Below are 22,165 nucleotides of genomic sequence, written 5' to 3' on the forward strand. Positions count from 1 at the left end.
GCCGCGGGGCCGCGCCCGGGCGGGCGCTGGGTCCAGCGGCCCCGGGGCGGAGGGCCCTCCGCTTCAGCGGCGCGACGAGGCGGTGAGCCACGCCAGGCGCTCGGCGGCCTCCTTCGTCTGGGCTTCCATGAGCAGCGCGTCCGTGTCCTGCGCGATGCGGTAGGCCCAGTTGGCGTCGCCCATGGTGCCGGGCAGGTTGATGCGGTCGCGCGTGCCCAGCACGTCCTGCCACGGCAGCACGCACAGGTCCGAGCCCGCGTTGAGCGCGGCGGCCAGCGTGGCGCGGTGGATGTCCGGGGTGAACTCGCGCGTCACCGCCACGCCCTGGAGCTCCGGCCACGCGCGCGCGGCGTTGTGGCGCTCGTCGTCGCGGGCCTGCTCCCACCACTCCGCCTGCGGCTCCGTGTCGTGCGTGCCGGTGGTGACCAGCGACACGGCGGGGAAGTGGTGCGGGTCGCGGTAGGTGTCGCCGTCGCGCTCCCAGCGCAGCACCCGGTAGCCGGGTAGCTTCAGGTCCGCGAGGATCTGACGCACGAACGGGGGGATCACGCCCAGGTCCTCGGCGACGATGCCCGCGCCCTCCGACAGCAGCCGGAAGTGCTTCTCACCCTGGCGGCGCCAGGTGGGCTCGTCTCCGGGGACGAAGTAGCCGGTGGGGTTCCCCTCGTCGCGGATCCACTGGCGGAAGTAGCCCACCGCGTGGTCCACGCGGCGCAGGTCGTAGTAGCTGGCCGCCTTGGCCGCGCGCTTCTTCAGCCACGCGTAGTCGTCCTTCTCCATGGCGGCGAAGTCGAAGTAGGGCAGGCCCCAGTCCTGGCCCGTGGCGGAGAAGTCGTCCGGCGGCACGCCCAGGCGCGCGTCGCGGCGCAGGATGTCCGGGTGGGCCCAGCAGTCGGAGCTGTCCTGCCCGATGATGAAGGGCTCGTCACCGCACAGGAGCACGTCCTTCGCCTTCGCCTGCGCGCGGACCCGGTTCCACTGTCCTTCCGCGAGCCACTGGAGCCACGCGTGGTAGCGCACGCGGCGCTCCAGGCCCTCCTGCTGGATGGCGAGCAGCGCCGCCGGCTGGCGGGTGCGCAGCCCTTCGGGCCACTGCCACCAGGGACGGCGGTCCTCCTTCTCGCTGATGGCGGTGAAGAGGGCGTAGCTCTCCAGCCACTCGCCCTGGGCCTCGCGCCACTTCTGGAACTCCTGCGCGCGCGGGGTGCGCGGGGTCCACTCGTGCTGCTCGAAGTGGTCGAACGCGCGCGCGAACGCGGCGTCCTTCAGCGGGAACACCAGGTCGTAGCGCACGCGCGGCGCGGCGCGGGCCTCCGTCAGCTGCTGCTGCTGCGTGTCGCTGAGCGCGCCCTCGCCGCCGGTGGCCTGGAACTCCGGCACCTGGCTCAGGTCGATGAAGAGCGGGTTCAGGCCGAACGCGGAGCGCGTGGCGTACGGGCTGGGGTCGCCGGGCGCGGTGGGGAGCAGGGGCAGCACCATCAGCAGGCGCTGCCGCGCGGCCTTCATCCAGGAGAACAGGCCCTCCAGGGCGCCGAAGTCGCCAATGCCGAAGTCGGTCCGCGAGCGCAGGGAGAAGAGGGGGAGCAGGAGACCGGAGAGCCGGCCAGGAGTGGACATGGTGTGGCGCAATCTGCCCCAGCCCCGGGCCCGTGTGAACTGCCGTCGCTCGGGTGTTCACCCATGCCTGCTTGTCGGGCTCGTGGAGGTTGGCTGGTGAAAGTTGGACGGGGCGCGGTGCCCTCGCCGGCGGAGGGGGAAGTCCAGGTCGACCTCGGCGGCGGCGGCCCCCAGGCAGGACCCTCCTGTCCGCCCCGGTCGTTGGCACTCCCACACAAGGGGGCTGGCAAGGACCTCTCTTCGGAATGGGGCGCGACCGTCGACCCAGGGGGTTCGGTTGAGCCGTGCTCCAGTGCATGCTCTAGCTATTTGGCGCGGTCCTGACGGAAATTCGCGGACCTGTAACATCGCATCCTCGAAGCGTCGGGCGGATGTTCTGCGACTCGACGATTCAAGACCTGGCGCGTCACGATGGAAGCCAAACGACTCGAAGCGCTCATGCGCCAACCCCTGCATGTCGCGGCGCTCGGGCTCGTTGGGGGCGAGCCTGTCACCGCTCGGGCCAACTATGTGCGCCTCGAGGTGCGGGATGAGCGTGGTCGGCTCCGCTTCGAGCACGACACCTGGCGGACCGGAGATGCGCTCATGCTCCAGATGGGCTTCGCGGGCGAGCACCTGGTGACGGTGTTCGGCGACCTGTTCGCCCACCAGGTGCGTGTCTGGGACCTGGGACGCCCTGGCGCGGCGTCTCGAGTCGAGGGGGCCTGGGACGAGGAGGGGGACGTCCTGCTGTGGGCAGACCCCGCGAGCCCGCGTGCGCTCGTGCGCCAGGGCCAGGACGTCAGGAGGTTGGATGCGGCCGTGCCTGCCTTGACGCGCGCGACGCCGCTCGCGGTGGATGCCGACTCCGTTGCATACGACGCAACACACCACCGGCTCGCGCTCGGTGAGGGGTTCGACCCAGCGCGGCTCCTGCTGTGTGATTCCGAGGGACAGGTCCTGCGGACCTGCTCGCTCGGGGCGGGTGCCGTGGATGCGCTGCTGTTCTCGGGAGACGGTCGCTTCCTGGCGGTCCAGCAGGTCGGGCGAACCATCGCCGTGCACGACGTGGAGACGCTCGATGCGCGGTGGCAGAGCCCGAGCAAGCGGAGCCTCGCGGCATCCCCCTGTGGGCGATGGATGGCGCTCGATGGGGCGCTGGTCGACTTGCGCGCGTTCGAGGCCGTGTCCCTGCCACCCGCAGGCGGCGCCTTGTTCGACCTCCGACGGGGCGAGCTCCTCCTCGCCGACCTCGAGCGCACCTGGCGCGTCCCTCTGCCGTGAACCCTGGAGGACTGTCCGCTGGGGCCCGGCCAAAGGCGAACGGCGCTCCCCTCTCCCGCGGCGACAGGTGGAGCGCCAGCTTCGTCTGCTTCAACGTGGCGGTGGGGCTGGAGGAGTAGGGGATCGCCAGCGAGGACAAGAGTTTAGCCGCGAGGAACCGTCCGTGGCTGTTCGTGAACGGACGCTCGATGGCGTTACCCTGGCGTTACGTCTAACCCGCTTCGTGGCTCTACTGGCTGGCGTGGGGCGCCTCTTCCCAAGCCCACGGACCACTCCGGGCAAGGTTAAGGCGATTTCAGAAGCCCTGCCCGGTCCAACAACCCGCGCACCCTCTCGGCCAGCGCCACATGCTCCGGGTTGTTGACCGTGAAGCGCTCGGGAGTCAGGACGATGAGCATGCCCTTGTCCTCCACGGGTTCAATGCGCACTGGGGTCGGGAGAGGAGGCACCGTGCCTCGACGGGCTGACAGATAAGTGACCCAGCCGACGTGCGGAGCCCCTTTGGCGCGGCGGGGCTTCCCCAAGTCCCGGTGTTGCTCCGAAATCGCCACGCCCCAATCTGGTTCCCAAGCCGCAGCCATTTTGCCCATGAGAGCAGCCAGCGCAGATGCTGTTACGAGCCTGTCCTGGCTTGGGCCTTTGCTCGGCAACGTGAAGACGCAGCGGTTAACTCCCCCTTCAGAGTACGCTCCGCAGCGGATGAGGAAGCCGCTGACTTCGTAGTCATCACTTGCTCCATTCCAGCCACCAACGCTGAAACCAAGATCTTCAAAGACCCGATCCTTACCCTGCCGGACAAACAACTCCAATTCGGCAGGGTCGGGACGAAGCGGTTTCTTCAAAGCATCCTTGCGAGACTTTCCCTGCTGGTACCAACTCGCCAAGGATGGATCCACACTGGGGAGTCCAGCAAGTAGGGCGCCCATTCGTCGGGCACATTCCTCGGGCGACTCTCGCCTGGGTCCCCAGTAGGCTCCTGCGTAGTAACTCTCGCTCACGGTCCACCGCTTCTCATGGAAGAGGCAGGGTGAAGACAACTTCAACCCCCTCAACCTCGTTGGCATCCAGCAGTTTCCGGATGGCGTTGGCTGTTTTCTCTTCCGCGACATGCCACCGGATAGGCGTGCCCCCTGCCGCCCTGAGCTGTCGCTCGGCCTGATCGAGGAGGCCCTTCGCACCTGAGCTCTTGAACCAAAATTTCGGATCCAAGTTGTCGAGGAACTTGTTCGCATAGCCCGGCCCCTTGGCCTCCAGCAGTACCCCATCCTTGAACCCATCGAACTTCACGCCTCCGCTGTTCGGGCCCACGCCACCGACCCAGTAAGCCTCATCCGCTGAATGTCCCGTGATTTGCTCCTGGTAGCGCCGGGCACGCGCGGACATCGACTCGTTCGCGGGGCCCCACTGCCCAGGCCCCTGGGAAGGCGCTCCTCCCTTCGAGGCGGTGTTGGCCCGCTGAAGGATGATGGCCGCCCCGGGCCCTCCACTCAACACCGACGCCGCGTGCCCTGCTGGCACCGCGACCCGCTCTAGCGCCAGCGCGCCCTTCGCTGACAGCGAGAGCACCGGCACCGTAGCCTCCGCTCCCACCGCCAGTCCCTTCAGGGAGCGTGTCGTCGTCGAGGCCGCGCCCCAGGTGGCGAACACGCTCGTCGCCAGCCGCGCCACTTCGCGAATCTGCTCGCCCTGCGTCATGAACTGGAAGCGCTCCCAGTACGCGGGGGACGACGCGATGAGGGCCGCCACGCTGGCCGGCAGGTTGCGCAGCCCCGCGATGCTGTCCACGGGGCGGGACAGGAGTTGGCCCAGCGCGTGGTACAGCTCCACGAAGGCGTCCTCGGCCCCGTCCAGCGAGCGGTTGATGACGTCCGCGTCGTCGTACACCTCCGCCAGAGGCCGCCAGTCCGAAGCCTGGAGCCGCGCGTCCACGGCGCGGAAGACGCCGCCCTTGCCGCTGTAGAAGCGGCCCAACTCGAAGCCGTGCGCTCGGAAGGCGCCGTCCTTCCACTCGACGGGCGCCACCTTCTGCTGGGTGCGCCCATCGAGGGCCCACGCGAGGTAGCCGTCTGGCCGGAGGACGGCCACCTGCTCGCGGCTGAAACGCTTCACCCGGCGCAGCAGCTCCTCGCGCGAGACTTCGCCCCCCTCCAGCACCTCGCGCAGCAGGAAGCCCGCAGCCATGCGCGGCGGGAAGGTGCCCAGCGTCACGGGCTTCTGCATGAGCCGGCCCAGCACCTCCACCGCATCGTCCTGGGTGAAGGGGTTGTGCCGGAGGGGCAGCTCGTCCAGGTCGTCCAGGCCCGCGAGCACCAGCAACTTCTCGAAGGCGTCCACCTCCAGGAGGCCCATCTGCACCACCAGTCGCGTCCGCTCGCCCTGGCTGGTGGTGATGAGGGCCGTCCCTGCCGGCACGCGCGTGGGGCGGCGGCGGTGGGTGCGCTCGTCCTCGTCGTCGTCTTCCTCGGCGGACGGCGCTGCGCGTGCGGAGCCCCTTCCGTCCGCAGGGCTTGAGTACGAGGGCACAGCCCCGGCGCGTTGCTGGAGGGTGCCCCGGCTTGCGGGCCCCACCAATCCCACGCACCCGGTGGAGAGGAGGGCCACGCTCAACAGCGGCCACATGCTAGCGCGCATTGTCCACCCCCAGGCCCGATGAACGCAGCCTCCGCGCGTGGCGTTGGAGTGGGCTGAAGCCAGCCCATTGCTCAATTCCACACACGCTCCTCAACCTTCGAGCCAGTTTGCGGATGAGGTCCAGCCCATTACTACGGGCCGCCACCCAAAGGAGCCTCGACATGGCAGACCCTGTTCGCTTTGCATTCACGCAGCCCAGCTCGCCGGGCACGGAGTTCATCATCGAGCTGAGCGACGAGGCGACCATCGCCCACGCGCGCCGCATTCTCTCGGGGGAGGAGAAGAACGAGATCCACGTCCACGGGCGCATCATCAAGAGGACCGTCCCCTACAATCCGAAGTTCTCGTTCCACATCGACCCCGCGACCATCCGCTTCTTCCAGGTGGCCATCGAGGTGTGCGACGCCAACATGGTCTACGTCGAGGACCACCTGGATGAGGCTGGCGGCGCGTTCCTGCCTGGCAACCACTGGTGCCCTTGGGATTCGCGACTGACGCGCGAACTGAAGGCGTGAGCGAGCCGAGCCGCGCCGCGCCGCAAAGCCCTGCCGGTGCGCTCTCCTGGAACGCACCGGATTGTGGAGACACCAGGTCGGCCGCGATCCAGCCGCTTGCTTCCGCATCAACGCTCGCCGGGCCCGCCGTCGGCTCTGGGACGATCGAGGAGGGTTGACGGGTCCCCCCATGAGGGAGGAAGGACCACCCTCGTGAACCCGCTTCCCCTGTCCTTCTACGCCCGGCCCACCCTCGAGGTGGCGCGCGACCTCCTCGGAACCCTGCTGGTGGTGGACGGCGTCCGGGGCCGGCGGGTGGGCCGCATCGTGGAGGTGGAAGCCTACCTGGGCGAGCACGACCTGGCGTGTCACTCGTCCAAGGGCCGCACGCCGCGCACGGAGGTGATGTTCGGGCCGGCGGGGCGCTCGTACGTCTACCTCATCTACGGGATGCACCACTGCTTCAACGTCGTCACGGACGCGCCCGGGGTGGCGGCGGCGGTGCTGGTGCGAGGCGTGGAGCCGGTGGAGGGCATCCCGCCCGGCGAGCGGACGGACGGGCCCGGAAGGCTGTGCCGCGTGCTGGGGCTGAACCTGAACCACAACGGGCTCTCGCTGGATGGCGCGGGGCTGCACCTCTTGCCAGGGACGCCGGTGCCGGACGCGCGGGTGGAGCGCGGGCCTCGCATTGGCGTGGAATACGCCGGGGCGTGGGCCGCTGAACCCTTCCGGCTGTGGGATCGCGACAGTGGACACGTCAGCCGCTTCGTGTCCCGGCGGCCCCGCCGTCGGCCTTGACGCGGAACCCTCCGGCTGGTTGGGTGGGAAACGCCATGTCCCAAGAGGCTCCCCAGGAAGAAGACCGGCAGGAAGAAGACCGGCGGCTCCTGACGCGGGCCCAGGGTGGCGACGTGTCCGCCTTCGAGGCCCTCGTGGGCCTGTACCAGGACCGGGTGTACGGCCTGGCGCTGCGGATGACGCGCTCGGAGGCGGACGCGGCGGAGATCACCCAGGACACCTTCCTGTCCGCCTACCAGCACCTGAAGGACTTCCGCGGCGAGGCGGCCTTCGGGTCCTGGGTGCACCGCATCGCGGCCAACCATGCCCTCATGCGCCTGCGGCACCGCCGGGTGGCCCAGGCGGCCGAGGCGGAGCTCCAGGCGCCTGAGTTCACGGAGCGGGGCACCCTGGCGGACTACCCCGTCACCGACTGGAGCCGGGACGCCGAGGAGAAGGCGCTGGACGCGGAACTGGGCCAGGCCATCCAGCAGGCGGCTGACCGCCTGCCGGAGGGCTACCGGGAAGTCTTCCTCTTGAAAGACGTGGACGGCCTCAGCTACGAACAGATCGCAGAAGTGACCGGGGACTCCATCCCCGCCATCAAGAGCCGCCTGCACCGGGCACGGCTCGCGCTGCGAGAGGCCATCGACCTGTTCTACAACCGGGACAATCGCGGGGTGTGAAACCCCCAGGGCGCCTCGGCATCTTCGAACTGGAACGAGGGGAGCCGCAGCCAGCCGAGGTTCGGATGTATACGTGCAAAGATTCCATCAACCTCCTGCTCGAGTTCCTCGAGGGTGACATGCCCGAGGAGGAGGCGCGGCGGCTGCGGGAGCACCTGTCGGGCTGCAAGCCCTGCGAGGAGTTCCTCAGCACCTATCGGGCGACTCCAGGCCTGTGCAAGCGCGCCATGGCGTTGAAGATGCCCCGGGAAGTGTCGGCCAAGCTGACGGAATACCTGCGCTCGAAGATCAAGTCCTGCTCGTGAACCTGAAACAACTGTCGCTGCCAGAGCTGGAAGCGGCGCTCGCACCGGCCCAGCCGTCCGCGACCGCGGTGCGCAAGGTGTTCGCGGGCGTCTTCGCCCACGCCCGTCCCACGGTGGACGCCATCGCGCAGGCGCCCCAGGTGCCGCGCCGTGTCGCGGACCTGCTGCGCGCCCAGGCCCAGCTGCCCTCCCTCAAGATCGTCGAGCGGCGGCAGGCCGAGGACGGCTTCGTGAAGTACCTCTTCGAGTCGCCGCTGGGCGGCCGCATCGAGGCGGTGCGCATCCCCATCTTCGACGAGAAGTACGTCGTCTGTGTGTCCAGCCAGGTGGGCTGTGCGCTGGCGTGCGACTTCTGCATGACGGGCAAGCTGGGCTTCCAGCGCAACCTCCAGACCTGGGAGATCCTGGACCAGGTGATGCAGGTGCGCGCGGAGGCGGACCGGCGCGTGGGCGGCGTGGTGTTCATGGGGATGGGCGAGCCGCTGCTCAACTACAAGGAGACCATCCGCGCGGCGCAGATCCTGTCGCACCCGGCCGGGTTCTCCATCTCCGGCACGGCCATCACGTTCTCCACGGCGGGGCACGTGCCCGCCATTCGCCGCTACACGCGCGAAGGGCACCCGTTCCGCCTGGCGTTCAGCGTGACGAGCGCCATCCCGGAGAAGCGCGCGAAGGTGCTCCCGATTGAAAAGACGCACCCGCTGCCGGAGCTGATCCAAGCCATCCGCGAGTACAGCGAGGCGCGGCGCGAGCGGGTGATGATCGCCTACGTGGCCATCCAGGGCTTCAACCTGGAGCGCGAGGACGCGGAGGCGCTGAAGGCGGCGTTCGAGGGCATCCCCATCAAGGTGGACCTCATCGACGTGACGGACCCCACCGGCAAGTACCTGCCGCCCACGGCGGAGGAGCTGAGCGCGTTCCGCGACCACCTCCAGATTCTCAAGGCGCCCATCGCGCGGCGCTATTCGGGCGGCAAGGAGATTGGCGCCGCGTGCGGCACGCTGGCGGCGAGCCAGTACGGCGGCACGGTGCTGCCGACGCCCGCGGCCTCACCCCGCGAGGCCTGAAGCGCCGGCCCGCCGACCTGGGCCGAGTGCCCGGCTGCGCGCGGCGTTCGTGATTCGACGGCAAGAACCGGAGCGCGGGCCCTGGGCTCGCGGCGCTACGAGGACCGTGCGCCGCGGCGATGGCCCCCGCGGTCGCGACCTCATGAACGGGCCGGGTGTGTGAGCGCGTTCCTGTCGACGAAGGGCGGGGCTCCTCGGGCTCACGCGCACCGTCGCGGCCGAGTCCGCGGCGGCGCGGCTGCATGCGCTCCAGCGCATCGCCAGCCCGGAGGAGAGCGCCAGCGCGGCCGTGTTCCTCGCCAGCGGCGAGGCGTCCTTCGTCACGGGGAGCGTCCTCACGGCGGATGGAGGGGGCTCGTTCGGCTGAGGGAGGCCCGGCCCGCGCGTGTTCACCCGCGCGCGGGCGGTGGGGGATGTGGGTTCCCTCGGGAGGGGAGACGACTTAAGTCTCGCGCGGAGGGCTTCCGGGCCTGGAGGGCACCGCGCGGATGTGGATCGAGCACGTCGACAAGCTGATTGGGATGCTGGGGCCGTTCGGGTACCTGGTGCTCGGAGTGGCGGCGATGCTGGAGTACGTGGTGCCGCCATTTCCCGGGGACACCATCGTGCTCATGGGCGGCGTCTACGCCGTGCGCGGGGTGAAGCCCTGGTGGCTGGTGCTCGCGGTGGTGACGGCGGGCAGCGTGGTGGGCGCGCTCATCAACTACCTGGTGGGCCAGTGGCTGGCGAAGCGCTTCGAGGCGCAGCCGGGGCGCTCCTTCTTCGGGCTCACGCACGCGCGGCTGGAGCAGGTGCAGGCGCGGATGCGGCACGCGGGGCCGTGGCTGCTGCTGGTGAACCGGTTCCTGCCCGGCATCCGGGGCGTCATCTTCATCGCGGCGGGGGCGGCGCGGGTGCCGCGCTTCAACGCGCTGGTGCTGGGCGCGGTGTCCGCGCTGGCGCACAGCGGGCTCATCCTGGCGCTGGGCATGGCGGTGGGCGGCAACCTGGAGCGGCTGACGGTGCTGGTGACGCGCTACCAGTACGCGGTCATCGGGCTGCTCGTGGTGGCGGCGGTGGGGTTCGGCGTGCGGGCGCTGACGCGGCGGCGTGAGTCGGCCGTGGAACCGTAGCGGGCCCGGGCGGGCAGGAAAATGTGCGGGGACGACCCGTCAGGGTGGGGCGCACGTTGCGCCGGCCCGGGGTGGCGCGGTTGAGTCGGGGCCATGCTCCGCGCCCGTGCTCGCTGGTGGTGGCTCCTGTTGCTCGTCCTGGTGGGCGGGTGTCGCTGTGGCGACAGCCCCAACGTGGGCGGTGCGAGCGCCAGCTTCCGGCCGCAGCAAGAGGTGGTGGACTTCGGCCGGGTGCTGGAGGGCACCCAGGTGCGCCGCTCGCTGACGCTGGTGGCCACCGGCCGCGCGGGCGTCACGGTGGACGCGGTGACGGACGCGCCCTTCTTCGTCGTCGTGTCGCAGGTTGTCGTGGGGGGCAGCGGCACGGGCACGGTGGACATCCTGTTCTCCGCGGGCAGCACGCCGGTGGAGGGAGAGCTGACGCTCACCGCGGGGCGCACCACGGCGAAGGTGAGGCTCACCGGCGTGGGCGTGCGCCCGCTGGCGTGCATCCCGCGGGCCGAGTGCCACGACTCGCGCTTCGACCTGGACTCCGGCCAGTGCATCGAGTCTCCGCTGGAGGACGGCGCGTCGTGCATCCCCAGCAGCCGCTGCCAGGAGAACGGCCGCTGCCAGGCGGGGGCCTGCGTGGGGCAGCCGCGCACGTGCGATGACGACAACCCGTGCACGGTGGACAGCTGCTCGCCGACGCAGGGCTGCGTGACGGAGGCCGTCGCGTGCCCGGTGCCGGGCAACCCCTGCAAGGTGGGCGTGTGCGACCGCAACGCGGGTTGCAAGGAGGTGGACGTGGCGGACTTCAGCCCGTGCGGCGCGGTGAGCTGCACGGCGGCGCGGGTCTGCTTCAGCGGCGCGTGCCGGACGGTGACGCCGCCGGACGGCTTCGTGTGCGCGCAGGCCACGCCGTGCCAGGACGAGGGCAGGTGCAGCGCGGGCGAGTGCGTGCGTCCGGACGCGGGAGACCTGGAGTCCGTCTTCAGCGCGGAGCTGGGCGGAGCGCCCGTCGCGGAGGACGGTGGGCCGGTGCTGCTCGCGGACGACGGCACGGTCTACGCGTCGGTGTGCGGCGAGGACGCGGGCTGCTGGCTCGCCGCGTACACGGAGAGCGGGCTGCTGCGCTACGCGTCGCCCTATGCGGACGGGGGCGCGAGGACGCTGCTCGCGGCATCGGACGCGGGCGTGGTGGTGCTGGCGCCGGAAGCCCTGGAGGCCTACGCGCCCCGGGGCGCGGGTGAGCTGCGCTGGCGCACGTCGCTGGCGTCCTCCGACGCGGAGCGGGACGGAGGGACGCCGGAGGAAGTGGCTCGCACGGGAGCGGGCAGGGTGGCGCTCACGAAGGAGGGGGAGGTGCTGGCGCACGTCACGTGGAGCGCGGACGCGGGCACGGAGCCGCCGCGCTCGCGCCTGGTGGTGCTGAGCGCGAGCGCGGGCGCGCCGCTGGCGATGGGGCCGGAGGCGGACGGCGGCGGAGCGGCGAGGCTCGCCGTGGATGACGCGCGCGGCGCGTACCTCTACACGCCGTGGGATGGGCGGCTGGCGTTCACGGCGTGGGCCCGGCCTGACGCGAACACGGACGGAGGCGCACTCCTGGCGCTCCCGCCCTTCGGCGCGGCGAGCGAAGACGGAGGCATCGCCTCCCTGAGCCTCGAGCCGCTCGGGGCCGGTGTGCCCGAGGGCGCGCCGTCACTGGCGCTCGCGTCGGGACGGCTGCTCGTGGGCACGCGGGCCGCGGTGGACGCGGATGGCGGCGTGCTCGGCGCGCTGGATTGGGACGCGGGCACGCGCACGCTGTCTCCCCTGGCCGAGCCCGTCCTCATGTCCCCTGGAGGTCAGGTCGGTCACGCGCTCGCGCTCGCGTGCGACCACGCGGACGGCGCGCCCTGTGTCGACGCGGAGCTGCGCACCGTGCTGCGCTCCTTCAGCACCGACGACGGCCGCGCCCTCTCGGAGGTGGACGTGCTGCCTTCGCCGGTGCTGCCCGGCGCCTTCCACGAGGCCGCGCTGCTGGAGCTGAACACGGTGGGGGTGCTCGCGGACGCGGCGCTGCCGGGCGGCGAGCGTCAGGCGTGGCTGGAGTGGATCTCCTCCGGCAACAAGCTCAGCCAGTGCTCCCTGCCGGGCCGCGTGGAGGTGGCGGGCGCGGTGTTCGCGGGCGAGCACCTGCACGTGGCCCTGCGCCGCGACGGCGTCTGGAGGCTGGAGTCCTATCCCGTCGGTGGGCGCGCCGAGGCCCGGGGCTGGCCCCAGCGCGGCGCCAGCCCCGCCGGGACGCGCCGGGCCCTGCCCTAGCTGCCCGCGGCCGGGTCCACCCAGAGGTCCTCGAAGCGGACCTGCGGCGGCGTCTGGTGCAGCCGCAGGTTCTGCACGGACGCCGCCGCCACCGCGTGCGTGCGGTCGTGGTACAGCGGGATGAGCGGGCAGTCCTCGCGCGCCAGCAGCTCCGCGCGCCGGTACAGCTGCGAGCGCAGCTCCGGGTCGATGGACACGCGCGCCTCGGCGGTGAGCCGGTCCAGCTCCGCGTTGCGGTAGCCCAGCGGGTACACCGTCTGCGCGCTGGAGTTGAGCAGGAAGTGCAGGAACGCGTCGGGGTCCGGGAAGTCCGCCAGCCACAGCGTGCGGAACGCCGGGACCTTCCCCTCGCGCAGGCGCGGCAGGTACTCCTCCGCGGGCATCTGCTCGTGCCGCAGCTCCAGCAGCCCCGCCTGGATGAGCGGCCGGAAGAGCACCGCGTCCTCGGCGGACGTGTCGCGGCCCACCGGGTGGTGCAGGGTGAGCTGCAACCGCCTCACGCCCGCCTCGCGCAGCAGCCGCTCCGCCAGCGTCACGTCCGGCGCCGGCGTGGGCCCCAGCTCCTGGGCCCCGTCCAGCAGCTCCGGCGGCGTGAAGGTGCGCGCCACGCGCGCGCCCGGGTGGAACTGCGCCACCACGGCCGGGATGTCCATGCCCGCGCGCAGCGCCCGCCGCACGCGCACGTCGTTGTAGGGCGCCTCGTTCAGGTTGAGCCCCAGGAACGCCGTGGATGGCGTGGTGCTGGTCACCACCTGGTGCGCGTCCAGCCCCTTGGCCTCCGTGTGCTCCACGTGCAGGAAGGACACGAGGTCCACCTGCCCGTCCAGCAGCTGCCGCACCGCCTGCGGCCGCGTCTCCGAGAGGACGAACTCCAGCCGGTCCAGCAGCGGCAGCCCGGCGCGCCAGTAGCTGGCGTTGCGCTCCAGCACCATCCGGTCCGCCTGCATGCCCACGACGCGGAACGGCCCCGTGCCCACCAGCTTCCCCGCGCTGTCCAGCCGCGCCACGGCCGTGGCGGTCAGCGCCATCAGCTGGAGGAAGAAGACCTTGGGCTCGCGCAGGCGGATCTCCAGCGTGCCCTCGTCCAGCGCCTCGATGCCCGTCACCTCGCGCGCCATGCCGCTGGAGTACTCGCGCGCGCCCTCCACGTCCTCCAGCAGGCTGCGGTCCGGCGAGCGCAGCGCCGGGTCCATCAGCCGCTCCAGGTGGCGCTTCACGTCCAGCGCCGTGAGCAGCGTGCCGTCGTGGAAGGTGACGCCCTTGCGCAGGTAGAAGCGGTAGCGGCGCGCGGACGGATCCGCGTCCCAGCGCTCGGCCAGGTCGGGCACCAGCATGCCGTCCTCCAGCCGCACCAGGCAGGAGAAGAGGCACGCCGTCAGCTCCGCCAGCTGGTTCTCCACGCTGAACAGCGGATCCACCGTCTGGCGCGCGCGCAGCGAGCCCGCCTGGTGCAACCCCACCCGCAGCGTGCCGCCCACGCGGGCCCGGGGCAGCTGGAAGCGGAACACCTCCGCCTCCAGGCTCGTCGTCTCGTGGCTCAGCTGGTCCACCGTGCGGTCCAGCCCGTCGCCGATGCGGATGACCCGGCGCGCGTCCTCGCGCACCTGCGCGACCTCCTCCCGGATGGACGCGTCGCCCCGGGTGAGCACCTGGTGCGCGGAGCGCAGCTCCTCGATGGCGGCGCTCAGGCGCATCACCGCCTCGGAGAGGTCGCGGCCGGTGCGCGCCTGGGCCTCGGCCTTCTGGCCGGCGCTCTGGCCCACGCGCGACATCTCTTGAATCTGGCGCACCAGGTCCCGCGCGTTGCCGGACTGCTCGATGGCCATGCGCGTGATGTCCTCCACGCGCTGGGCCACGCGCTTGCTGGCCTCCACCACGGTGGCGCCCTGCGCCTCCAGCCGCTGCGTCTCCATCACCGTGGCCTCCACGGCGGCGAAGGTGCGCTGGGTGATGGAGCGGATCTCGCTCAGGGCCTCGGCGGCGCGGTCTCCCAGCGCCACGCCCGCGGTGGCCTGCTCGCGGCCCTCCTGCACCAGCGCCACGGCGGTCTCCACCGCGTCGCGGATGCCGGTGACCATGGTGCCAATCTCGCGCGTGGAGCGCGTGGTGCGCTCGGCGAGGCTGCGGATCTCGTTGGCCACCACGCCGAAGGGGCGGCCGTGCTCGCCGGCCTGCGCGGCGATGATGGCGGCGTTGAGGGCCAGGAGGTTCGTCTGGTCGGCGATCTCCTGGATGACGTCCACGATGCGGCCGATCTCCAGCGACCGCGTGCCGAGCATCTCCATCAGCTCGGCCGCCTTGCGCACCGTCTCCTCCACCCGGTACATGCCCTGCACGCTGTCGTTCACCAGCGCCTCGCCGCGCTGGGCGGTCGTGGTGACGGCGATGGCCATGCTGTTGGTCTCCGTGGCGCGGCGGCGCACGGCGTCGATGCCGCCCTCCACCAGCGCGACGAAGTCCTCCGCCTCCGACGCGAAGCGGCCCAGCTCGTCGCCCGACGCGGCGATGTGCGTGAGCCGCTCCGTCATCGCCTGGGTGAGGCCGCTGGTGCGCTGGCTGAAGTCGTTGACGGTCTCCAGGCCGTCCACCACCTGGTGCAGCCGCTCGGTCATCTCCAGCAGGGCGCCCGTCGTCTCGTGCGCGAAGGTCTCGATGTGCTGCACGCGCTTGATGGCCACCTGGAGGCTGGCGCCGTTGCCGCCCACGGCGCTGAGCGTGCGCTCCACGGCGCCGCCCTGGCGGCGCGCGGCCTCCAGCAGCATGCGGGCCTGCTCGCTCACGCCGTTGCCGGTGCGGTGCAGGTTGCTCGTCACGCGCTGCACCTGGGACAGGGCCCGGCGCAGGGACAGGATGAGGCGGCGCAGGTCCTCCTGGCCCTCGAAGCCGGTGTGGATGGGCGTGGTGAGGTCGCCCTCGGCCAGCCGGGACATCAGGTCGCGCCGCTCGCGCCGCCGCACCGCCGCGAAGCGGAACCACGCCAGGTAGCTGCCCGTCAGCCAGAGGAACGGCACGCCCAGCAGCAGCACCGCCCACCCGGTCGTGTCGTCCGGCTTGCCCGTCACCCACCACAGCACGAAGCCCAGGATGAGCGCGGAGACCAGGGCCGCCGCCAGCCCGAACGAGAAGAGGTACCGTTTGGCGCCCATGGACGGGGTGAAGCTAACCCGCCTTCTCGCGCCGGTCCTCAATTCGACGCATGCTTCATGAGACATGAAGGCCCTCTTCGCCATCGCCATGCTGGCGCTCCCGGGAATCCCCGCCAGCACGGGCGCCGAGGCCGCCAGGGCCGCGGGCTCGGCGCGGTTCGTCTTCGCGTGGCGCGGCGTGCCGGTGGGGACGGTGGGCCTGTCCCTGGAGGCGGGGCGCTTCACGTACACCAGCCGGCACCTGCACGTGCGCGATGGCCAGGCGGGCGAGCGCGTGCGCGAGGTGACGCTGCCCGTGGACGCCGCGGGCCGGGTGGCGGGCGGGGACGCGGTGCCCCAGGCGCTGTGGCTGTGGCGGGGCCCACCGCCCGAGGGGTGCGTGAAGGGCCGTGAGGAGCTGTCCGGCCAGGAGGGCCCCCACTGCGTCACGGCCCGCGACGCCACGAGCGCCGAGGGCACGATGCTGGGGGCCCGCTTCCGCGCGCGCTACGACGGGCAGGGGCGGCTCCAGGCGCTGGAGGTGGGCGACTCCCGCTTCACCCGGGCGGCCCCCGGCGAGCGGCTGCGGCCGCCGCCGGAGCTCTTCGCGGACGGCCTGCCCGTGGAGGGCGGCGCCGGGGGCGCGCTGCGGCTGAGGCCGCGCCAGGACGCGCCCGCCTTCACCGTCCCCGCGCGCCTGCCGGACATGACGGAGTGGACGCCGGCCGAGGCGCGGGCCCTGTCCGCGAAGGTGCACGCGGCCTTCCCGGAGAAGGGGCCCACGGCGGCGGACTGGCGCGCGGGAGGGGAGGGCGAGGCCGGAGGCTGCCTGGCGCACGCCCTGCGCTACGCCTCCCTGGCGCGCGCGAGAGGCCAGCGGGTGGGGCTCGTCCACGGGCTGCTCGCGGTGGACGGCGGCCCCGCCCGGCCGCACGCCTGGGTGCGGGTGGCGCTGAAGGGCGGCGGGACGCTGGACCTGGACCCCACGTCCCTGGACCCCGTGCGTCCGGACACGCACCTGCCCCTGGCGCTGGTGCCGCCCGAGGGCCCCGCGCTGGAGGCCGGGGAGCGCTGGCTGTCGCTGCTGCGCGGGGACTTCCTCGTGGTGCGCGCTACTCGAACGGAATGACGGACAGCTTCGTGCCGGACTTCACTTCCAGGATCTCCTTGGCGCGCGCGGGCAGGTGGATGACGGTGTTGTCCAGCCGGGCCTGGCAGCGCACGGCGCGGAAGCGGTTGCGGCCGGCGTCGCGCTCGGCGGCCACCAGCACGTCATCGCCCTCCAGCTCGAAGTCCTCGTCCGCCAGCTTCATCGTGCGGTAGCGGCGCACCAGGGAGATGTCCGCCGTGTCCGCCTCGAAGTGCGGGCCGCCGTCGAACGGGTCGATGCGCTCCACGTACCGGAAGCCCACCCGCTCCAGCATCCGCTGCACGCCGCGCGTGGCCGGGCCCACCTCGCCCAGCACCTTCTGCACGCGGTCCGGGAACAGCGACGCGTAGATGTCCGACGCGGGGAACAGCTCCTTGATGAACTCCTTGTTCTGGCGGCTCAGCCGGTCCGCCTCCAGGTAGGTGAGGCCGGTGAACTTCTTGCCGCAGGCCTCCCACAGCAGGCTGCGCCCGTCCGGGAGCAGCGGGGGCAGGAGCTCCGCCAGCACGCGCGGCCGGAACAGCCGCCGGTGCATGGCGATGAAGAGGAAGCGCACGAAGGACAGCTGCTTGCCGGGCTTGTCCGGCGTCGCGCGGTAGGGCGGGTCCACCACCAGGCCGCCAATCTCCGTGGGGCCCTCGTAGTTGTACGCGATGGACAGCACCTTGTGCCGCAGGTGCCGCTCCAGCGAGGCGGAGTAGTGCTCGCGCTCGCTCACCTCGTAGTAGATGTGCGGCGCCTCGAACGTCCCGTGCTGGGCGATGATCATCGACGTGCCGATGATGAGGCTGTTGCGCATGTCCTCCAGCACGAAGAGGTACTCGCGCTCGAACGGGTCCTTCACCTTGCCGGCGAAGCTCTTCACCGACTTGTCGATGATGGCCTCGAGCGTCTCCTCGTTGTTCGGCAGGTTGACCGTGTTCAGCACCGCGGCAAGACGCTTCAGGCCGGGCAAATCGGTTTTCTGGACGTCTCGCAACACGAGCATGGGGCACACTGATGGGCGCCCCGGGAAGGGAGCGCCGGAAGGGCCCGTGACCTTACACCACGCCCCCGTCCCGTCAGCCCCCTGGATGCTCCCCTGTCAATGACGCGTTGCGTTCAGGACACCGCTCCCCCGCCCGCCCGGTGGGTGGGGGTGGCTCACGCCCGCCGTGAAACATGTCTCAATCCGGGTGAGGGCCTGTCTGGTTGGTCGCTGTGTTGTCAGGCGACTTGGAATGAGTTTGGGGGGGAATGAAGCCAGGGAATGGTTTGGGATAATGTTTGTCAACGCTTTGCCGTCAAAGCACCAGGCGCTCCCCCTTCCCCTCCCCCAAGGATTCACATTGAAAGCACTGCACCTCTGGCTCGCGGCCTGTCTGTTCCCGAGCCTCGCTGCGGCGGAAATCGTCTGGCGGGGCGATTTCGAGACGGGAAACCGCTCCCAGTACAGCTCGGAACAGATGGTGAGCTCGGACCGGCTCCAGGTGGTGACGAGCCCGGTGGCCGAAGGCAAATACGCGCTGAAGGCCACGGTGAAGCAGGGCGATGATCCCATCAACTCCAGCGGCAACCGCAACGAGCTGGTGTACCTGAGCAACGAGAAGGTGGGCTCGGAGTACTGGTACCGCTGGAAGGTGATGTTCGCGAACGACTTCCCCAGCGTGGACGCGTGGCAGCTCTTCACGCAGTGGCACCACGACGGGTGCTGCGGCTCTCCGCCGGTGGAGTTCTTCGTGAAGGGCGAGCTCATCCGCCTGACGCTGAACGACAGCGGCACGGTGTGGAGCACGCCGCTCAAGCGCGGCGCGTGGCAGGAGTTCATCTTCCACGTGAAGTGGTCCCCGGACGCGGCCGTGGGCTACGTGGAGCTGTGGCTCAACGGCACGCAGGTGCTGAAGAAGACCCAGGCCAAGACGATGTTCTCCGGTCAGAACAACTACCTGAAGCTGGGCCTGTACCGGGACGACACCATCAAGCCGGTGGGCGTCGTCTACCACGACGGCTTCATCCAGGCGACGAGCCGCGCGGACGTGTTCCCGGTGGTGCAGCCGGAGCCGGACCCCGAGGTGGACGCGGGCACGCCGGTGGACGCGGGCACCCCCGTGGACGCGGGCTCGCCGCAGGAGCCGGACCCGGTGGTGGACGCGGGCAGCCCGGTGGATCCGGAGCCGGTGGTGGATGCGGGCTCGCCGCAGGAGCCGGACCCGGTGGTGGACGCGGGCACGGGGACGGGCGTGAAGCCGGCGCCGCTGGACCAGGGCGAGGTCGACGAGACCTTCCGCGGCGGCTGCTCCGCGAGCGGCGGGTCGCTGGCCGCGTTCTCGCTGCTGGGGCTGCTGGGCCTGGCGCGGGCGCGCCGCCGCCGGAGCTGAAGGCCGGTGAAGGACCCTCCCGCTCCGGTGTGGCCGGGGCGGGAGGAGGGTGGAAGGCGCGCGCGCCTCAGCGCTCCAGGCGGGGCAGGAGCCTCACCGCGTCCGGCCGGTCTCCGACGAGCAGCCGCGTCGCATCCCAGCTCCACACGCCCGCGGTCTCGCGGGGAGGCGCGCCCCCGAAGGTGGGCAGCTCCGCCCAGGGCAGGCCCTCCAGCCCGTGTCCCCAGCGCTGGAGCACCGCGGCCAGGTCCTCCAGGCTTCGCAGGGGACCGGCCTCGCTGGCGCCGTCGTGGAAGGTCGCGCGGTAGCGCCAGCCGGGGCCGTGCGGCAAGGCGGGCTCGAAGGTGATGCGCAGCGCGACCGCCAGTGACCGGGGCTCGTGCGGGCGCGGGCTCATCGTTCCACCGTCATCGCCAGCCCCTGGCCCACGCCGACGCACAGCGTGGCCAGGCCGCGCCGCGCGCCCCGCCGCTCCAGCTCGTGGACCAGGGTGGTCACGATGCGCGCCCCGCTCGCGCCCAGCGGGTGCCCCAGGGCGATGGCGCCGCCATTCACGTTCACCCGCTCCGGCGGCAGCGCCAGGTCCCGCATGCACGCGAGCGCCTGCGCCGCGAAGGCCTCGTTCAGCTCCACCAGGTCCAGGGCGTCCGCCGTCCAGCCCGCGCGCTCCAGCGCCTTGCGCGTCGCCGGCACGGGGCCCACCCCCATGAGGCGCGGATCCACGCCCGCGCTCGCGCTGCTCACGAAGCGCGCCAGCGGCGTCTTGCCGGTGGCCTTCAGCGCCCGCTCGCTCATCAGGAGCACCGCGGACGCGCCGTCGTTGAGCGTGGACGCGTTGCCCGCCGTCACGCTCCCTCCGTCGCGGAAGGCGGCGCGCAGCGTGGCCAGCCGCGCGAGCGACGTGTCCGCGCGGGGACCTTCATCCTCCGTCACCCGCAGGGGCGGCCCCTTGCGTTGGGGCACCTCCACCGGGACCAGCTCGTTCGCGAAGCGGCCCGCCGCGCGCGCGGCCAGCGCCTTCTGGTGCGACGCCAGCGCGAAGGCGTCCTGCGCCTCGCGCGCGATGCCCCACCTCGCGGCCACGTTCTCCGCCGTCTCCCCCATCTGCTCCAGCGGGAAGCGCTCCGCCAGCCGGGGGTTCGGGTAGCGCCAGCCGAGCGCCGTGTCCCAGGCCTCCACCTTCCCGGACGGGAAGCCCTCCTCCGGCTTCGGCATGGACCACGGCGCGCGCGTCATGGACTCCACGCCCCCCGCGAGCACCACGTCCGCTTCTCCCAGGCGGATCATCCGGCACCCCTGGATGACGGCCTCCAGGCCGCTGGCGCACAGGCGGTTGACGGTGACGCCCGGCACCTCCTGGGGCAGCCCCGCGAGCAGCAGCGCCATGCGCGCCACGTTGCGGTTGTCCTCGCCCGCCTGGTTCGCGCAGCCCAGGAACACCTCGTCCACGCGCGCTACGTCCAGGCCCTGCCGCGCCACCAGGGCGGCGAGCACGTGCGCGGCCAGGTCGTCCGGCCGCACGGCCTGGAGCGCGCCCCGGTAGCGCCCGATGGGCGTTCGCACCGCATCGACGATGAAGGCTTCCGACGACATGACCCTTGGCTCCGTGTGGGACGGCGGGATTCAGAGATACAGGCGCTTCGGATCCAGCTTCTCGCGCAAGAGGTGCAGCACCGCCGCGTCCGGGGATGCGCCCGTCGTCAGCGAGGGGGCCACCCGGAGCGGCCAGCCGCAGGCCGCCTTCACCTGCTCCACCGTCACGCCCTCGTACACCTCCGTGAGCACGGCCTCGCCCGTTTCGTCGAAGGTGAGGACGCCCAGGTCGGTGATGATGCGGGTGGGCCCGCCCCCGGGCATGCCCAGCGCCTTGCGGGTGCGGCCGTTCATCCGGTGGCCCGGACTGGTGATGAAGTCGCACCGCTCCACGAACGTGCGCGGGCTCATCCGCATGATGATGAGCAGCCGCCGCGCGTGGACGGCGATCTCGCACGCGCCGCCGCTGCCGGGCAGGCGCACCTTCGGGTTCGCGTAGTCGCCGATGACGGTGGTGTTGAGGTTCCCCCAGCGGTCCACCTGCGCGCCGCCCAGGAAGCCCACCTCGATGTGCCCCCGCTGGAGCAGGGACTGGAAGATGTCCGCCTGCCCCACCACCGCGAGCGAGTCCGTCACCAGCGACGGGTCGCCGATGGACACCGGCAGCCGCTCCGGCACGGCGCCCACCGCGCCGGACTCGTAGATCATGAACAGGCCCGGGGCGTGCGTGGCCCGCGCCAGGTTGCACGCGAGGTTCGGCAGCCCGATGCCCACGAACACCACGTCCCCGTCGCGCAGCTCGCGCGCGGCGCGGAGGGCCATGCGCTCGCTGGCGGTGGCGCCCAGCGCCGCGTCAGTACCCATAGTCCACCCCCGCGCACGGCCGGGGCTTCGCCCGCAGCCGGTCCAAGAGCCCCGCCTCCAGCCGCTCCAGGTAGCCGCGCCGGTCCTTCACGCCGTGGACGAAGGCCTCCAGGTAGTCCTGGTACGTCTTCGGCTGGCGCGAGATGTCCTCCCACTTCACGTAGAAGTCGTTGTCCCGGTCGTGGAAGCCCTGCACGAAGCTGGGGTGGCAGCCCCAGGGCTCGTGCACCACGTGGCTGACGAGGATGCCGGGCACCACCGTGCGGTTCGGATCCGCGCGGATGACCTCCGTGGGGACGATCTCCTCCGCCACCACGACGACCCGCTTCGCCGCGAAGGCCGCCTCCTTCTGGGAGCCCAGCAGGCCCCACACCTGCGCGTTGCCCTCCGGGTCCGCGCGCTGGCAGTGGAGGATGGTGACGTCCGGGTGCAGCGCGGGCACCGTGGCCAGCTCCCGCTCCGTGTACGGGCAGCGCACCGTGCGGATGTTCGCGTTCACCCGCGCGATGTCGCCGCCGTAGTAGTTGTCGAGCGGCCAGAACGGCAGCCCCGCGGCCGCGGCCTGGAGGCGCGACAGCAGCCCGAAGTGCGAGTACTCCTCCAGCTCCAGCCGCTCCGCGCAGCCGGCCTCGCTGCGCCGCCGGAGCGCGTGCAGGCTGCCCACGCCCGGGTTGCCGGCCCAGCTGAACACCAGCCGCTTCACGCAGCCGGCCTCGATGAGCTGGTCATAGACGAGGTCCGGCGTGAGCCGGATGGCGGTGAGGTTCCGCCGGCCCTGGCGGATGAGCTCATGCCCCGCCGCGAAGCAGATGAGGTGGGTGAACCCGTCGATGACGATTGCGTCGCCATCGTGCACGGAGGCCGCGATGGCCTCCTTCATCGAGCAGCGCTTGTCCAT

Annotated in this window: 19 protein-coding genes and 1 pseudogene; 11 read left to right on the forward strand and 9 right to left on the reverse strand. The window is 71.7% G+C overall.

Annotation, left to right across the window (positions count from 1 at the left end; genetic code table 11):
- Window positions 1-63: 63 nt before the first annotated feature.
- Window positions 64-1,617, reverse strand: coding sequence for a 4-alpha-glucanotransferase (locus tag U8525_RS08660; RefSeq protein ID WP_374263606.1), 1,554 nt, complete (start codon window positions 1,615-1,617; stop codon window positions 64-66).
- A gap of 411 nt (window positions 1,618-2,028) precedes the next feature.
- Here U8525_RS08660 and U8525_RS08665 point away from each other — a divergent pair, with 411 nt between their 5' ends.
- Window positions 2,029-2,880: a hypothetical protein gene (locus tag U8525_RS08665; RefSeq protein ID WP_374263608.1), complete on the forward strand. Its 852-nt coding sequence runs from the start codon at window positions 2,029-2,031 to the stop codon at window positions 2,878-2,880.
- A 284-nt stretch (window positions 2,881-3,164) separates the two neighbouring features.
- Here U8525_RS08665 and U8525_RS08670 read toward each other — a convergent pair whose 3' ends face one another.
- Both U8525_RS08670 and U8525_RS08675 read right to left on the reverse strand, forming a co-directional pair.
- Window positions 3,165-3,944 carry an immunity 52 family protein gene (locus U8525_RS08670; RefSeq protein ID WP_374263610.1) on the reverse strand — a complete coding sequence of 260 codons (780 nt, stop codon included), beginning with the start codon at window positions 3,942-3,944 and terminating at the stop codon, window positions 3,165-3,167.
- Window positions 3,892-5,511: a Tox-REase-5 domain-containing protein gene (locus U8525_RS08675; RefSeq protein ID WP_374263612.1), complete on the reverse strand. Its 1,620-nt coding sequence runs from the start codon at window positions 5,509-5,511 to the stop codon at window positions 3,892-3,894. Before U8525_RS08675 ends, U8525_RS08670 begins: the two co-directional genes overlap by 53 nt.
- Before the next feature lie 161 nt (window positions 5,512-5,672).
- On the opposite strand from U8525_RS08675, the gene U8525_RS08680 reads away from it, so the two are divergent.
- The 8 genes and pseudogenes from U8525_RS08680 (at window position 5,673) to U8525_RS08715 (ending at window position 12,238) form a co-directional block, all read left to right on the forward strand.
- Window positions 5,673-6,026: a calmodulin gene (locus tag U8525_RS08680; RefSeq protein ID WP_374263614.1), complete on the forward strand. Its 354-nt coding sequence runs from the start codon at window positions 5,673-5,675 to the stop codon at window positions 6,024-6,026.
- A gap of 192 nt (window positions 6,027-6,218) precedes the next feature.
- Window positions 6,219-6,803: a DNA-3-methyladenine glycosylase gene (locus tag U8525_RS08685; protein WP_374263616.1), complete on the forward strand. Its 585-nt coding sequence runs from the start codon at window positions 6,219-6,221 to the stop codon at window positions 6,801-6,803.
- A 35-nt stretch (window positions 6,804-6,838) separates the two neighbouring features.
- The gene (locus tag U8525_RS08690) at window positions 6,839-7,468 is read left to right on the forward strand and encodes an RNA polymerase sigma factor (protein WP_374263618.1); all 630 of its coding nucleotides are present in this window, start codon (window positions 6,839-6,841) and stop codon (window positions 7,466-7,468) included.
- Between the two features lie 65 nt (window positions 7,469-7,533).
- Window positions 7,534-7,773 (forward strand): anti-sigma factor, encoded by a 240-nt coding sequence (locus tag U8525_RS08695; RefSeq protein ID WP_374263620.1) that lies wholly within the window; start codon window positions 7,534-7,536, stop codon window positions 7,771-7,773.
- A complete protein-coding gene (locus U8525_RS08700; RefSeq protein ID WP_374263622.1) occupies window positions 7,770-8,840 on the forward strand; it encodes a radical SAM protein in 1,071 nt (356 codons plus the stop codon). Before U8525_RS08695 ends, U8525_RS08700 begins: the two co-directional genes overlap by 4 nt.
- A gap of 226 nt (window positions 8,841-9,066) precedes the next feature.
- Window positions 9,067-9,207 (forward strand): annotated as a pseudogene (locus U8525_RS08705) (SDR family oxidoreductase); the annotation flags it as partial.
- 121 nt (window positions 9,208-9,328) lie between these two features.
- On the forward strand, window positions 9,329-9,952 hold the full coding sequence (locus U8525_RS08710; protein WP_374263624.1) for a DedA family protein: 624 nt from the start codon (window positions 9,329-9,331) through the stop codon (window positions 9,950-9,952).
- Window positions 9,953-10,045: 93 nt separating this feature from the next.
- Complete coding sequence (locus U8525_RS08715) at window positions 10,046-12,238, forward strand: hypothetical protein (protein ID WP_374263626.1); 2,193 nt, start codon at window positions 10,046-10,048, stop codon at window positions 12,236-12,238.
- Here U8525_RS08715 and U8525_RS08720 read toward each other — a convergent pair.
- Window positions 12,235-15,384, reverse strand: a complete 3,150-nt coding sequence (locus U8525_RS08720) for an ABC transporter substrate-binding protein (protein ID WP_374263628.1) — start codon at window positions 15,382-15,384, stop codon at window positions 12,235-12,237. The two genes, U8525_RS08715 and U8525_RS08720, sit on opposite strands and share 4 nt — an antisense overlap.
- A 64-nt stretch (window positions 15,385-15,448) precedes the next feature.
- Here U8525_RS08720 and U8525_RS08725 point away from each other — a divergent pair, with 64 nt between their 5' ends.
- Window positions 15,449-16,492 carry a lasso peptide biosynthesis protein gene (locus U8525_RS08725; RefSeq protein ID WP_374263630.1) on the forward strand — a complete coding sequence of 348 codons (1,044 nt, stop codon included), beginning with the start codon at window positions 15,449-15,451 and terminating at the stop codon, window positions 16,490-16,492.
- Here U8525_RS08725 and U8525_RS08730 read toward each other — a convergent pair.
- Window positions 16,476-17,501 carry an arginine N-succinyltransferase gene (locus U8525_RS08730; protein WP_374263632.1) on the reverse strand — a complete coding sequence of 342 codons (1,026 nt, stop codon included), beginning with the start codon at window positions 17,499-17,501 and terminating at the stop codon, window positions 16,476-16,478. The genes U8525_RS08725 and U8525_RS08730 overlap by 17 nt on opposite strands.
- A gap of 340 nt (window positions 17,502-17,841) precedes the next feature.
- Between U8525_RS08730 and U8525_RS08735 the strand changes: the two genes are divergently transcribed.
- On the forward strand, window positions 17,842-18,870 hold the full coding sequence (locus U8525_RS08735; protein WP_374263634.1) for a heparin lyase I family protein: 1,029 nt from the start codon (window positions 17,842-17,844) through the stop codon (window positions 18,868-18,870).
- Window positions 18,871-18,937: 67 nt separating this feature from the next.
- Here U8525_RS08735 and U8525_RS08740 read toward each other — a convergent pair whose 3' ends face one another.
- Genes U8525_RS08740 through U8525_RS08755 form a run of 4 tightly spaced genes read right to left on the reverse strand, consistent with a single transcriptional unit; the run spans window position 18,938 to window position 22,165 of the window.
- Complete coding sequence (locus U8525_RS08740; protein ID WP_374263636.1) at window positions 18,938-19,267, reverse strand: hypothetical protein; 330 nt, start codon at window positions 19,265-19,267, stop codon at window positions 18,938-18,940.
- Window positions 19,264-20,463, reverse strand: coding sequence for an acetyl-CoA C-acyltransferase (locus tag U8525_RS08745; RefSeq protein WP_374263638.1), 1,200 nt, complete (start codon window positions 20,461-20,463; stop codon window positions 19,264-19,266). The genes U8525_RS08740 and U8525_RS08745 overlap by 4 nt, the downstream gene beginning before the upstream one ends.
- Before the next feature lie 30 nt (window positions 20,464-20,493).
- Window positions 20,494-21,267: a CoA-transferase subunit beta gene (locus tag U8525_RS08750; RefSeq protein ID WP_374263640.1), complete on the reverse strand. Its 774-nt coding sequence runs from the start codon at window positions 21,265-21,267 to the stop codon at window positions 20,494-20,496.
- Window positions 21,257-22,165: a CoA transferase subunit A gene (locus U8525_RS08755; protein ID WP_374263642.1), complete on the reverse strand. Its 909-nt coding sequence runs from the start codon at window positions 22,163-22,165 to the stop codon at window positions 21,257-21,259. Before U8525_RS08755 ends, U8525_RS08750 begins: the two co-directional genes overlap by 11 nt.

Source organism: Corallococcus sp. RDP092CA (genome assembly GCF_041903675.1).
Lineage (GTDB): Bacteria > Myxococcota > Myxococcia > Myxococcales > Myxococcaceae > Corallococcus.